Source organism: Paenibacillus endoradicis (assembly GCF_024721975.1).
On the sequence record NZ_JANQBB010000006.1, the window covers coordinates 393728 to 407220 of the forward strand.

Annotated in this window: 10 protein-coding genes; 3 read left to right on the forward strand and 7 right to left on the reverse strand. The window is 37.0% G+C overall.

Annotation, left to right across the window (positions count from 1 at the left end):
- The first annotated feature begins 152 nt into the window (after positions 1–152).
- Together NV377_RS20240 and NV377_RS20245 are read left to right on the forward strand one after the other, a co-directional pair.
- Positions 153–1205 (forward strand): LLM class flavin-dependent oxidoreductase, encoded by a 1053-nt coding sequence (locus tag NV377_RS20240; protein WP_258202613.1) that lies wholly within the window; start codon positions 153–155, stop codon positions 1203–1205.
- A 151-nt stretch (positions 1206–1356) separates the two neighbouring features.
- A complete protein-coding gene (locus NV377_RS20245) occupies positions 1357–2124 on the forward strand; it encodes a GNAT family N-acetyltransferase (protein WP_258202614.1) in 768 nt (255 codons plus the stop codon).
- Between the two features lie 99 nt (positions 2125–2223).
- On the opposite strand, the gene NV377_RS20250 is transcribed toward NV377_RS20245, so the two are convergent.
- The gene (locus tag NV377_RS20250) at positions 2224–3096 is read right to left on the reverse strand and encodes a TetR/AcrR family transcriptional regulator (RefSeq protein WP_258202615.1); all 873 of its coding nucleotides are present in this window, start codon (positions 3094–3096) and stop codon (positions 2224–2226) included.
- Between the two features lie 233 nt (positions 3097–3329).
- Between NV377_RS20250 and NV377_RS20255 the strand changes: the two genes are divergently transcribed.
- Positions 3330–4829: a DHA2 family efflux MFS transporter permease subunit gene (locus NV377_RS20255; RefSeq protein ID WP_258202616.1), complete on the forward strand. Its 1500-nt coding sequence runs from the start codon at positions 3330–3332 to the stop codon at positions 4827–4829.
- A gap of 138 nt (positions 4830–4967) precedes the next feature.
- Here the strand turns inward: NV377_RS20255 and NV377_RS25820 are convergent, their stop codons facing one another.
- The 6 genes from NV377_RS25820 to NV377_RS20290 all read right to left on the reverse strand — a co-directional run bounded on the left by NV377_RS25820 (position 4968) and on the right by NV377_RS20290 (position 13332).
- Positions 4968–7517: a sortase domain-containing protein gene (locus NV377_RS25820; RefSeq protein ID WP_308860189.1), complete on the reverse strand. Its 2550-nt coding sequence runs from the start codon at positions 7515–7517 to the stop codon at positions 4968–4970.
- Positions 7518–7799: 282 nt separating this feature from the next.
- Positions 7800–8225, reverse strand: coding sequence for a DUF1801 domain-containing protein (locus tag NV377_RS20270; RefSeq protein ID WP_258202618.1), 426 nt, complete (start codon positions 8223–8225; stop codon positions 7800–7802).
- A 233-nt stretch (positions 8226–8458) separates the two neighbouring features.
- Complete coding sequence (locus tag NV377_RS20275; protein WP_258202619.1) at positions 8459–9430, reverse strand: cation diffusion facilitator family transporter; 972 nt, start codon at positions 9428–9430, stop codon at positions 8459–8461.
- A 290-nt stretch (positions 9431–9720) separates the two neighbouring features.
- Entirely contained in the window at positions 9721–10116 is a 396-nt protein-coding gene (locus tag NV377_RS20280) for an iron chaperone (protein ID WP_258202620.1), read from the reverse strand.
- A 41-nt stretch (positions 10117–10157) separates the two neighbouring features.
- Complete coding sequence (locus NV377_RS20285) at positions 10158–10634, reverse strand: GNAT family protein (protein WP_258202621.1); 477 nt, start codon at positions 10632–10634, stop codon at positions 10158–10160.
- 139 nt (positions 10635–10773) lie between these two features.
- On the reverse strand, positions 10774–13332 hold the full coding sequence (locus NV377_RS20290; protein WP_258202622.1) for a winged helix-turn-helix domain-containing protein: 2559 nt from the start codon (positions 13330–13332) through the stop codon (positions 10774–10776).
- Positions 13333–13493: the final 161 nt, after the last annotated feature.

Consider the following 13493-nt stretch of genomic DNA (forward strand, 5'->3'; position numbering starts at 1 on the left):
CCTTTATATATGAGGTATTCTTATTGTATCGGCATATGTTGAATAAAAACTGAACGTATGTCCAATACATTAAATTATATTGATAAGTTGATTCTTATTCTTACTTATGTTTTCATAAATAAGAGTAATGCAAGCGAAGACGGAGGTACATAATGACACAACAACCATTTGAATTTGGCATTTATACATTAGCAGATCTAGGTCAAAATCCACATACCGGTGAAATGATTAGTGCTAGAGAAAGAGTTGCAGATATTGTTAAGTTGGCACAATTAGCGGACGAGCTAGGATTAGATGTTTTTGGTATAGGTGAGCATCATCGACTTGATTATGCAATATCATCGACTGCGGTTACTCTTGGGGCAATTGCTCAAGCAACGAAGCGAATTCGCTTAACTAGTGCTACAACGGTTATTAGCACAATTGACCCTGTTCGTTTATTTGAGGATTATGCCACTCTCGATTTGATCTCTAATGGCAGAGCAGAGATTATCGCAGGTCGGGGAGCATTTTTCGAATCATTTCCGCTTTTCGGTTATAATACCAATGATTATGATGATCTATTTGAAGAGAATACAAAATTGTTTCTTCTACTAAATAAGAATGAGCGTATAGATTGGGAAGGTCAATTCCGCCCTTCACTACATGATGCTGAGATTGCGCCTCGTCCCATACAATCTGAAATACCTTTATGGATTGGAGTTGGGGGTAGTATCTCTAGTGCAGAGCGTGCTGCAAAATATGGTTATGGCATGACGCTTGCTATTCTTGGAGGAGAGGTCACTACATTCCAACCACTTGTGGATGCCTATCGTCAGACGTCATTGAAACTAGGAAAATCTATAGATGAGATGCGAATTGCTGTGACAGGACATACTTTCATCGCTGCAAATGGAGAGCAAGCGAAAGAACAATATTTCCCTTACTACGCGAATTATAAAAATTATGTTAACGCGCAGCTTGGTAAAGACAAAATTTATACAAGAGAGCAATATGAAGAGATGACCACATTACAAGCGTCCCTCTTTGTTGGTAGTCCAGAACAAATTGCTGACAAGATATTATATCAGCATGAATTATTTGGCCATACTAGATTTATGGCGCAATTAGATATCGGAGGATTACCTTTCGATCTAGTTGCAACAAGTCTTGAACTACTAGCAACTAAGGTAATCCCTATCGTTCGAGAACACCTAAAATCATAAATTTTCATATATAAATAAAAGTTCATAGCTAAAGCGAAATCCACTATAAATATACATCCTTATTATGTAAGGGTGTATATTTATGTTACCTATTGAGTATTTATACATTATGTTGTATTATTATTCATATGTAGAAGGAGAGTGACTTTTAATGATTTCACAGTTAGAACACATCGAAGCGTTGAGCCTTAATCATTGGCCAGCATTACAAACGAAAGAAATAGATGGTTGGAAACTACGTACAGCTAATGGATTTACGAAGCGAGCAAACTGTGTCAGTACATTACTTGGCTCTAACGAGAACATAATAGAAAAAATTGCACGCTGTGAACAATACTATGACGCTATAGAGCAACCTACCATATTCAAGCTAACTCCTTTTTCGGAACCTTCGCTTGATGGATTGTTGGATCAGCTTAATTATATCAAGCAAGATGTATCCTTAGTAATGACTATGCCATTAGAGAAATTTCATCCAGTTACTATGTCATCACTTCAACAGACTGATGAAGTGAAATTCACTTTGCTCCACCATATCTCAATTAAGTGGATCGAGCAGTACTGTAAGCTTAGCGGAACATCTGAACAGTTAATTCCCACTATCATTGATATGATGGTAGCTATACAAGGAGAGATTGTATGTTGTAGTTGTAGCTCAAACAATGAAGTCTTAGCAGTTGGATTAGCTGTCATAGATAATCAATATATTAGCTTGTATAACATCATTACCGCTGAGCAACATCGTAATAAAGGCATAGCTAGAGCACTCATAACAGAACTATTGAACGTAGGTATGCAAAATGGTGCACATACTAGCTATATACAAGTGCTATCAGAAAATCCATCCGCTCGTCATCTATATGAGAAATTAGGTTATCGTGAACAATATCCTTACTGGTATAGAGTTAAAAACGATTAACCAATACAAAAAAGCATTCTGCGTATCGTCGGGCAATTGCACGGCGATGCACAGAATGCTTTTTTGTATTTCACATCTATATCGGGTCTCATTAATTGCTTATTGTTTTTGAAAATGCCAAGTTTCACTCATTATTTCCCTTGCCTGATTATATAAGACACTTCCTTTGAAGGAATCAAGAAAAGGTTGTAACAACGCATTTATCACTGCGTCTCGTAATGGTTCTTGCTCAATTTCATATCGTAAGGAAGTAGCTAAATCCAGTTGCGGTTTAGTTAACTTAAAATTTTGTATCAAATCATCATATAGTGATAATATTTCTTCTCGCTTAATTTTATCCTGGTTCAACGACACTTTCAACAATACTAATTTTTCAGTATCTAACACAGCAGTATTTTCATTTATTAAGCAATTAATAATAATCTGCATATATTGGTATACTGATACAGCAACTGTCTTTACATTTAATCCACGTTGATTGATGAATTTCCCAGTGAATAATAAGTGTTGCTGCATCCCGTTGCAAATAACCGCTGCTTCAAATGCATGGGGTCTTAATCCTTCTCCAAATATTTCAACTAGTCGATTTGCTAACCATTCTAATTCAGCCATTTTGAAATTAAGGACAAGCTTTTTCAAATCAGTATCACCTGAATGAAGTAGTTCTTCAAACAGTGCACTTAAACCACGTTTTTCATTAATACGAATAATAATCGAAGTCTGTTCGATAAGTAAATTAATATCTTTTGGATCTTTACCTAGTTGTAGTTCACTTTGAAGTAAACTTGCTTCACTTCGTATTTGTTGTAAAATGGCACCTACACATTCATATTTGGAAGAAAAATAATTATAGAACGTTCCTTTAGAAATACCCGCGCGCTCTATAATATCTTGGATAGACGTCATTTGAATGCCCTTTTCAAGAAAAAGAGCTTGAGCATGTTCGACTACCATTTTCTTTCGCTTATTCATGTAGTACCTCCTAAATTTTTTTGTTAACTTCCAAAATGACTGCTTCTGAACAAAAAATAGCTTCTAAAGCAGATGCAAAGTTAACTGAATTGCTATAAGTATAACCTTAAATTTGTTAGTTGTACATGAAGTTTGAACTACAAGTACAAAAAACTTGAATTTTTTGTACTCATGATATAAAATCGTTAAGAAACTAAAAACTTTAGAAGTAAAAGATAGGAGAAAAAAACAAGATGAGTGAACCTTTACAACAGTTAAAGAAACCCCCGTATTTTATGCTGGCTATATTGTTTTTTGGAGCTTTCGTTTCTTTTCTGAATAACTCATTAATGAACGTAGCACTTCCAACAATAATGGTCGATTTTGGAATGTCAGATTATTCTACCGTACAATGGCTTACAACTGGTTATATGTTAGTAAGTGGTGTACTAATTCCAGTATCTGCTTTCTTACTTACAAGATTTACTAACCGTGCTTTATTCATTACCGCAATGACTTTATTTACAATTGGTACAGGTATTGCTGCAATTGCACCAAACTTTGGTGTGTTATTAACAGGCCGCATGATTCAAGCTGCTGGTTCGTCTGTTATGTCACCTTTACTAATGAACGTAATGTTAATTAGTTTCCCGCGTGAGAAGCGTGGTGCCGCAATGGGCGTATTCGGTCTTGTAATGATCACTGCCCCTGCTCTTGGACCAACACTATCCGGATATATCGTTGAATATTACGATTGGCGTGTTCTGTTCGAAATGATCTTGCCATTTTCTATTATTGCTCTGGTTCTTGCCATCTTCAAGCTTCAAAATGTTATGCCAACGAAAAAAGCTACACTCGATTACTTATCCGTTGTGCTTTCTACACTAGGCTTCGGTGGTTTGCTTTATGGATTCAGTTCTGTAAGTTCAAGTTCTGAAGGATGGAAAGACCCTGTAGTTATTACAACAATTGCTGCAGGTGCTGTATTGATTATATTGTTCGTAATACGACAATTGCGATCTAAGCAACCATTATTGAATTTATCTGTGTACAAATTCCCAATGTTTGCACTAGGTAATGTTATCTCTGTTGTGAACTCTGCTGCTTTATTCTCTGGAATGATACTTACGCCAGCTTATATGCAAACAGTAAAAGGAATTTCACCTCTAGATTCTGGATTAATGATGCTACCAGGTGCGCTTGTTATGGGCGTAATGTCTCCAATTACCGGGAAACTATTTGATAAATTTGGTCCACGTATTCTTGGTATAATCGGTATTGGTATTACAGCTATTGCAACATATCAAATGACATTCTTTGAACTTGATACATCAAATCTACACATTATTTTGGTTTACTCTGTACGTATGCTTGGTATTTCAATGGTAATGATGCCGATTATGACCAATGGTTTGAATCAATTACCAACACGTCTGAATCCACATGGTACTGCTGTAAATAATACGATTCAACAAGTAGCTGGGGCAATTGGAACAGCTATCTTCGTAAGTATTATGAACTCACATACAACAAAAAGTATTGCAGGACAACTAGATGGAATTGATCCAACTACACTTCCTGCCGACCAAATGAGTCTTATTACAAAAACGGGAATGCTTGAAGGTATTCAGTATACATTCTTAATCGCAACATTTACTACACTTGTTGCCTTTGTTCTTACTTTCTTTGTGAAACGTGTTGATGTTAGTAAAGAAGCTATCGCGAAAATTGAAGGCGAAAATGCAACTTCGTAAATTTTATTTATAATACTTCGGAATATTTATAGTCGTTGAAACATACAATATAAATGGACACGGAAGTAAATTAATAAGAGGAACCCTACCCATTTTTCATGAAATGGATGGGGTTCCTCTTTGTTATGTTGTGATCTATTATACAATTGACTTATCTTTTGCCATTGATTCTGCATAGATGATATAACGCTGGCTAGTAGTATGAGCATCTGACATCGTTATAACTAATTCTTCTTTCCCAATAAGTCGGGTGATTTGTAATTGCGAATTATGAATCATTTCAATTTTATTAATCCGATAATGATAAGATCCGTAAGGCATTTCTATAGTAAATGTATTCCCAATCATCAGCTCACGAATACGATATGTTGTGCCTTCATAATAACCAGCAAATATAATTTGTTCATGATCTGTAGGAAAAGCAGAAGAAATATAGTGCCCTAACCCATGTTGTAGGTGATATGGTTCTGTTCCTTCGAGTAGTTGCATTGACAGATGATGCCCTTGGAAGGTTATTGTTCCAAAATGTTCTCCGACTACCGGTATGAAACTTTCACGAGTCGATAATTCCGATGATTGCTCTTTCGTATTAGATTCATTATTTTTTTTAGCTGATTTTTCATTTGAACGTTCCTCTTTTTCTTCATTGTCTGAACTCTTATTGTTAGAATTCCCCTTGTTATTCGAATTGCTTCGAGTTGTTTTTGTATTATCATTATTTTTAGATTGCTCCCCATCAATATCCTCTTTACGTCCTCCTGAACTCGATGGATTTTCACTAGAACGTGCACTACCTGTACCAGAATTAGTTGGTGCCTCCCCCCCCATATTGCCTGCCCCAGAAGATCGTCCTGTTAGTTTGTTATAAGCATACATAATTATATTTAGTAAACCTATTGAAGCGCCTAATGTACCAATAGCTTTTCCTGTTTGCAAACTGTTCTCAGCCTGTTCTAATGCTTCATTAACAGAAGCATTTAATTCCTTCAATTGCTCATCTGACATCGTCGGAGAAGGGAGCTGCTCAGTACGAGTGATATTCAAAGCTTCCAAAATTTCAGTAAGTACATCCTTGATATCACCTAATTCGGAGGATGAATCCTGTTGTTGTTGGTTCGGTGTACTTACTATTTCCTCATTATTATTTACCACTTGAAGCCCTCCATTCGTTCCTTGAGTCTCTAGGTTGGATGGCGTTGCAGTTGAAATCGGAGTAGAAGATGGAAACGTCGTCGTTGCTGGCTCTGGCGAGATTGGATTTATTTCGGGCGTTGACGACGGGGTTGATGTTGGGTCTAATGTTGGGATTGGAGTAATGGCTGGTTCGGGTGTTGGCGTGGACGTTGGGGTCGATGTTGGGTCTGGCGTTGGCGTTGGTGTCGGGGTTGGCGTTGGGTGTGGCGTTGGCGTCGGGATCGGGGTTGGGTCTGGCGTCGGCGTTGGCGTTGGCGTCGGCGTTGGGTCTGGCGTTGGTGTTGGATCTGGCGTTGGGGTTGGGTCTGGCGTTGGGGTTGGCGTCGGCGTTGGGGTTGGGTCTGGCGTTGGGGTTGGGTCTGGCGTTGGCGTCGGCGTTGGGGTTGGTGTTGGGTCTGGCGTTGGGTCTGGCGTTGGTGTTGGTGTTGGTGTTGGGTCTGGCGTTGGCGTCGGCGTTGGGGTTGGGTCTGGCGTTGGGGTTGGTGTTGGGTCTGGCGTTGGCGTTGGGGTTGGTGTTGGGTCTGGCGTTGGCGTCGGCGTTGGGGTTGGGTCTGGCGTTGGTGTTGGGGTTGGGTCTGGCGTTGGCGTCGGCGTTGGGGTTGGGGTTGGGTCTGGCGTTGGCGTCGGCGTTGGGGTTGGGGTTGGGTCTGGCGTTGGCGTAGGCGTTGGCGTCGGCGTTGGGGTTGGTGTTGGGGTTGGTGTTGGGGTTGGGGTTGGGGTTGGGGTTGGCGTTGGCGTTGGCGTTGGGGTTGGCGTTGGCGTTGGGGTTGGGGTTGGCGTTGGTGCTGTCATCTCAGTGGTTGCAGGAGCATTACTTAATAAATCTAGTTGTACGATCTGATCCGTAGCTGATGCTTTGAACAGATATTTCCCACTTACTGCAACAGGTAGCTCATCAAGCAATATTTTCAGATTGAAGTGATAATCACTACTATTAAGTAAATTTATAGATATGATCGCATATATATTGAGACTTATTCGATTATTAACTGGATCCAGCAATATTTTATCCGAAGCAACATTTCCTTTAGCTCTAGTTAGAAGTAGCCCCGGCACATCATAATCAGCACTCACTCTAGAAGCAAATCCAGCCCCTTCAGCAGCCATAATTGCAGATATTTCTGGTGGAATCTCAAAGATAACCCAAGCGGTACTTAGTAACGATAATTTCACCGTGCCTGTCCCTGTATAGTTTAACTTTATTTGCTCTTTGCTCCCAGAAGGCTGATGATTTGCTATTAGACTCCCACTAGTCAATATAGAAACATCAAGTACTCCAACAGCATTTACTAACGAATCAATATCATCATCAACATTAATTATTTGCATGATATGAGATTGGATTGTTCCATATAATGAAGTTGGAAGCATTAACGCAGACGTAAGTACAATTAAACTAATCATTTTGAATCTTGAAGCTGTCGCTTGTTCTTGACGAAGATGCCATACTTTCAATATATATTTTGTACGTCTTCTACTTCTTTTTACCCTCATAAATATGACCTCCCATCTCTGTAATACCTGCTAATCACGATAGATTATTAGGTTTACAACCAAAGAAAGCAAAGAGTGAAACAATTGCAAATTGCTATAATAATGTTATATGCAAGCTTGTATTAAACGTGTCGACCATTGCGGAACGATGTAACAATTAGTCTCTTCCCTTGATGATTTACTTAAGTTTAGATGCTTTATAGTCGCCTCATTAACTGAAGAAAAGGATGCCAGAGAAGTATCGAATAACGTTATCGCTCCTTCTCTAGCATCCCTTATAGGTTATGGCTGGGGATATGTTTTTTGTAGAAAATCAACCGATTCTTGAATGAATTGTTGTAGCACCTCTATGTGAATATCTGATACTTTATTTATATAAACACAACCTTTTCCTGAGCTATGTTTCCCAAACTGTTGTAGAAGTTCATTTCTTACTGATTCTTCGGTTGTAAAGTAGAGACTAATTTTTGCTTTGCGTGGAGAAAAACCAACTAGCGGTGCTGACCCAGAATGTCCCGTCGCGTAAGTATAGTGATAAACGCCAAAACCAATAATGGTTGGCCCCCATAATTTTGCTTCATATCCTGTCACTTCACTAAATATATCGAGTAAGCGATAAGCATCCTCTTTCTTTGATATGCTTTCTACACTTTCAATGAATTCAATAACACTATTATCAGTCTGTTTTGTCTTCTGCTCGTAAGCCATGCTTGACCATCCTCCTCATAATAAAACCGTATTAAACTGTACTATCTCACATTATAGTGTGATCGTCTCAGTATTACAAAGTTCTAATTTTGAAGTTATTGTATGCAAAATAAACAGAATAAAATAAAGGAGTAATTACTGAATCCAGTAATTACCCCTTTATGATTTACCTCTTCTGACTAAAGCTTAGTTTAACGTGTAGGTGTCCTTGTATCATTCGATTTATTAAAGTGTTATTTTACTGTCACAGGATGTACCCATGACACCACACCATCGTCCTCTTCAAACTCAATAATAACGTCAGTCACACCATTCATTGCATGTAATTTATCTTCAATGCGCTTTTTAATCGCAATAGCTTCTGCAACAGAAATTGAAGTATCTATTTCAAGTTTCATCTCAATATGATAATCTTCGCCTTCCTTCATAGCAAATAAAGCACGTATATCTTTAATTTCTGGATTTGTGTAGATATATGCAGCGATAACATTTTCCATCTCATCATCAGCTTCACTAAGTACACCTTTTGCATTATCTAAGAACACTTTACCTACCACATAGAACATCATAATACCAATGACCATAGAAGCCACACCTTCAGCTGCATGCCATCCTGCAAAGTAAGACAGCAAAATACTGATTATAGCAATAACACCACCGGCAGTCGCAACTAAATCCTCCATAAATACCAGCTTAGTTGCTGGTTTGGAACGACCAAGATTTGCAAAGCTTTTGGACAATATAGAAAAACCTTTTGCTTTTACGTTCACTTCATGTAAAACTTCTTTCATCGCCTTAAACAGTACAAATGATTCTAAGGCTACTGCTATTACCAATACTACCAGATTAATAATAATTGATTTGCCTGTAGAACCTACTGGATGAAGAATATGATGATATCCTTCTTTAATCGTTTCATAACTCATAATTCCAACAATAAGAACCGCTCCAAGTAATACTAAGTTAACTAAGCGTCCGAACCCATTCGGATAACGATCAGTCGGCATTTTCTTACTTAGCGCGCTACCAAGGTATACGAAAAATTGATTCGCTGCATCTCCAAGTGAATGCATCGTTTCTGCAAACATCGCTACATTTCCTGTAAGCGCGAATGCGATACCTTTAAGAATAGAGATGATCGTGTTCACAATTGCTGCTATTAATGCTGATTTGTTACCTTGTCGTAATAGTCCTTCTTTTTTCATAAACCCTCCTACAATAACTGTTGCAGCCTCACATGAATATGCTTAGCATTTGCATCTCTTCATAAATTTATGAGGACAATATGCAGATCATGTTTTCAAAATTCAGCATGCATAACTTTTTCTTTTTATTTATGTATTTTCCACTTTCTAACTTTTAATATATACTTATTTTCGTTATTTGACTACGATGATTTTCAATAAAAATTTCAACGTATATCAAAAAAAGATGCAGTTTCCCCCTATAGTGGAATAGCTGCATCTATTGATATTCGTTATATAATTGGCAGTTTCTAGTTTTGAATCTTCTTTTGCAACTTTGCTTCATACCGTGCAATATTATCAGTAATTCTATACTTCACGATTTCACTGATTAATTCGAATGGAAGTGGTTCATTAATCGGGAACTGTACAGAACCTTTTGCAGATTTATATAATGATAACTTATGTTCAAATGCTTTAATCCCACTAGCACCTGGGTAAAATCCGATATGATTTTTATATGCTGCGTAATGCACTAGATTGCCATGCAATGCAAAAGTTGGCATTTGATAACTGATCTTCTCTGTGGCATCTGGGGCTATTTCCTGTATCATATTTCGTAATGATTGTAGAATTTCTTGTGTCGTCACCTGAAATCCGGCAATACATTGATCCACAGATTGATAGATCACTTTATTTTCGTTCATCTCTTCTCCCCCAGTGCTACTACTCATTTATACTATGGGAACTAGTTATAAGTCATCCAAACAGTACTACCAATCGTTTCAAATCCTTGTTTGTACCAGAAGTTTCTTGTTTTATCCAAGGAGTACACATATAGTTTCTTCTTAGGATAATTCTCTTTTAACCAGTTAATAAAGAATGCGGCATATCCATTACCTTCATAATCTTTCATAACGTCTAACGCTTCAATAAAGATGAAATCTGCTTGATCACTAATATCGACATAGAAATCTCTCTCCAAATACTTTTCATCATCATTGAAATAGTCTTTTTCAGCTTTATGAATCAGTTGATTGCCTCTTTTGTATTCCCAGAATACAGCATAACCAACCATCGCATCGTCTACCTCGATGATATGAATATCTTTGGGTAGTTCTGATGTATCTTTCCTACTTAATTCACCCGCGTGATACGTGTCTAACATTTCACTCAAAATACTTTGTATGTCTTGATCGAATGGTTTTACTACTATTTTAGTCAATTTAATACTCCTCTTGATCACATTATTTTATCTCTACATTATAAAACTAATATCAATACTTCTATTATCTCACACTTTCAATCAATCGAAACAATACTTTACCATGACCTTCCGCACGAATTCAACTGCAATAAGAATACTAATCAATGATCATATATATTTTAGCCTGTTGTATTGCATGAATTCGATTATTCACTTCAAGTTTACGGTATACGTTTTTAATATGAAACTTTACAGTTTCTCCAGTAACTAATAGACGCGAAGCAATTTCTTTATTAGATAATCCTTCTGCTATTAACAATAATACTTCTATTTCTTTGTCGGTTAAATTAAGATCATTCTCTTCATCTGAATTCAACTGCATAGCTTCAAATATCATATTACTATATATCAAAGATGCATCGTACTTATCGTGAACTAACTTACTATTTTGTCTCTTAATAAATAATCGAATAAAATTTCTCATCCATATCGTTTCATCTATAAATGAACGAATGTAACCTTCAGGTCCGGCAAGAAATAATGCATGATTGAGTCGATCAAGTGATAAATCAACGGCTTTGAGGCGGTAATGTGCAATACTTTGTAAAATCACAACTTTAATTCGATCACGAAGACGTCCTTGTTGCTCCAGTAAATCGTTCATTCTTCCGAGTAATTCAAGCACCGCTTTTATTTCTTCATGATCACCACAAACTAATAGTGCTTTAGCAAATATTAGTTGATTTGGCATATGAAACAGTGAGGCGTCATCGGTTACCAATATTCCACAATTATCCAACCATTCGCGAACAGGTTCATATGACTCTTCTTGTATCGAATGATGTACTACTTCCGCCCTTATCGATGGCATAAATCTTTCATAGTCAGGTGAATTAATCTGTTTCGGTAATCCAGCCAATAGCGCTGACGCTTCTTTGTTATTACCTTTAGCTAACTGTATACGAGCTGCGCTAAAAACTAATGGACTTAATATTCTTGCAAACGGCTGTATATCTGAGCGATTAAGCCCCTCATTAACAATGCTCTCTGCTTCATCTAACCTATTCCATTCATATAATAACTTACTGTATGAAGCATATAGATAACCTACAAATGGAAAATTCCGCTTGCTTCCCCATCGTGCAATCCACTTTTCAAGAAAATTTTCTGCTTCCTTAAGATTATTAATAAGCGACAAATGATCATCGAAATCTGCAAAACCTTGATATCTATTCCTTCCCATCGTTAGAAAAACACTGCCTTCTGACATATATTGTTCAACAAGTTCAAAATATGCAGATGTTTTCTCTAAATCTTTCTGAAGATATGTACTAATCGCGCAGAAGAAGTAAACATTTCCCATGGCTTGATTCCAAGCAGCATCACTTATACTACCTTGTAGAGCTTCGAAAGATTTTTCAGCTTGTTGAATTCTTAGAAAAGCTGTATGCCATTCACCTACACCAAGAAGCACTGAGATATAGAACAATTCTGTTAACGGCTTATTTGAAAAACAATTTTCAGGTAATGCTGTTACCCATCTTATTAAAAAGACACTTTTGAACTGTACGAGTGAATCAAGATTCTTTTCTATTAATCTCACGACTTCTAAATGCTCTTCTGCTTCCAAATAATGTTCTACAGCAATATCATCAAAGCCATGCTGTTCATACCACTCGGCTGCATTTTTATGTACTTTTCTCCATTTAACCAAATCTCTTCTTCGCAATTGCTGCTGTAAAAATTCAGAGAGCAGATGGTGATATCTATACCAATTACGCTGCTCATCCATTGCAATAATGAATAAATTGAGACGTTCTAATGCCTCGATTTGTTCCTGACAATCTACTCTGCCTGTTACTTTTTCACACAATGAATAATTCATCTGAGTCAAAATAGCTGTCTCCAACAAAAAATCTTTAACTGAATCCGGTAAATGTTGAAATACTTCTTCTAATAAATAGTCTGCAATTTGACGTTGTTGACCGTTGATCTGTTCAATAGTTTTCATGACGTCTTTACTTTGTTTCAACGATATTACTGCTAGTTGTAGACCGCTAATCCAACCTTCTGTTTTATCAAGTAACGTAACGATCTGATCATCTGAAAGGAATAAGTCCGATTCGGCTTGAAATAAAGCATAACTTTCCTCGAATTTAAACCTTAAGTCGTCCATAGATATTCGATTAAGTTCACCTTTTGCCAATAATCTAGCCTTAGGGATATTGTCAGCGCGTGTAGCGATGTATAGGTGGATATGCGATGGGAGATGTTCAATTAAATGATTGATCGACTGTTGAATAGTTGGTAATGTGATGACATGATAATCGTCTAATATTATATATAAGTCATGGGATAATCGATTAAGTTCATTGAGGAGAAATGCTAATAGAGGTTCCATGTTATTTGAAGAGCTTGTCTCAAGTATTATGGAGTAGTCTTTACTAAATTCATCAGTCTTACCTCGAATTGATGCTAAAATATAAGTCCAAAATTGAATCCATTCATTATTCTGACTATCAAGTGAAATCCAAGCTACAATTTTATTTGAACGTTTTACCCATTCACTTAAAGCGGTTGTTTTACCATAACCTGCTTGTGCTGAAACTAACGTAAGTTTACACTGTTTCCCCAAATCCAGCTTTTTCATCAGTTCTGGTCTTAAGATTGCTGATTGACGAACTTGAGGGATATGAAATTTAGTATGAATTGGCATGATATTTCCCCCCATTTAATTGGTTTAACCTACTGCACTTCTATTAGAATACTTCATAAGTAAATTAATTTTAGAGAGAATGTAATGCATCAAGTAAAGTTTAACAGAAATATCTATATCTATATATATATTTCACCTAAAATTTCAAATAGTCCTAATAA

Bases quoted from the DNA above. Each gene is read 5' to 3' on its own strand.
- NV377_RS20240 (WP_258202613.1), top strand. From the start codon at position 153: ATGACACAACAACCATTTGAATTTGGCATTTATACATTAGCAGATCTA.
- NV377_RS20245 (WP_258202614.1), top strand. From the start codon at position 1,357: ATGATTTCACAGTTAGAACACATCGAAGCGTTGAGCCTTAATCATTGG.
- NV377_RS20250 (WP_258202615.1), bottom strand. From the start codon at position 3,096: ATGAATAAGCGAAAGAAAATGGTAGTCGAACATGCTCAAGCTCTTTTT.
- NV377_RS20255 (WP_258202616.1), top strand. From the start codon at position 3,330: ATGAGTGAACCTTTACAACAGTTAAAGAAACCCCCGTATTTTATGCTG.
- NV377_RS25820 (WP_308860189.1), bottom strand. From the start codon at position 7,517: ATGAGGGTAAAAAGAAGTAGAAGACGTACAAAATATATATTGAAAGTA.
- NV377_RS20270 (WP_258202618.1), bottom strand. From the start codon at position 8,225: ATGGCTTACGAGCAGAAGACAAAACAGACTGATAATAGTGTTATTGAA.
- NV377_RS20275 (WP_258202619.1), bottom strand. From the start codon at position 9,430: ATGAAAAAAGAAGGACTATTACGACAAGGTAACAAATCAGCATTAATA.
- NV377_RS20280 (WP_258202620.1), bottom strand. From the start codon at position 10,116: ATGAACGAAAATAAAGTGATCTATCAATCTGTGGATCAATGTATTGCC.
- NV377_RS20290 (WP_258202622.1), bottom strand. From the start codon at position 13,332: ATGCCAATTCATACTAAATTTCATATCCCTCAAGTTCGTCAATCAGCA.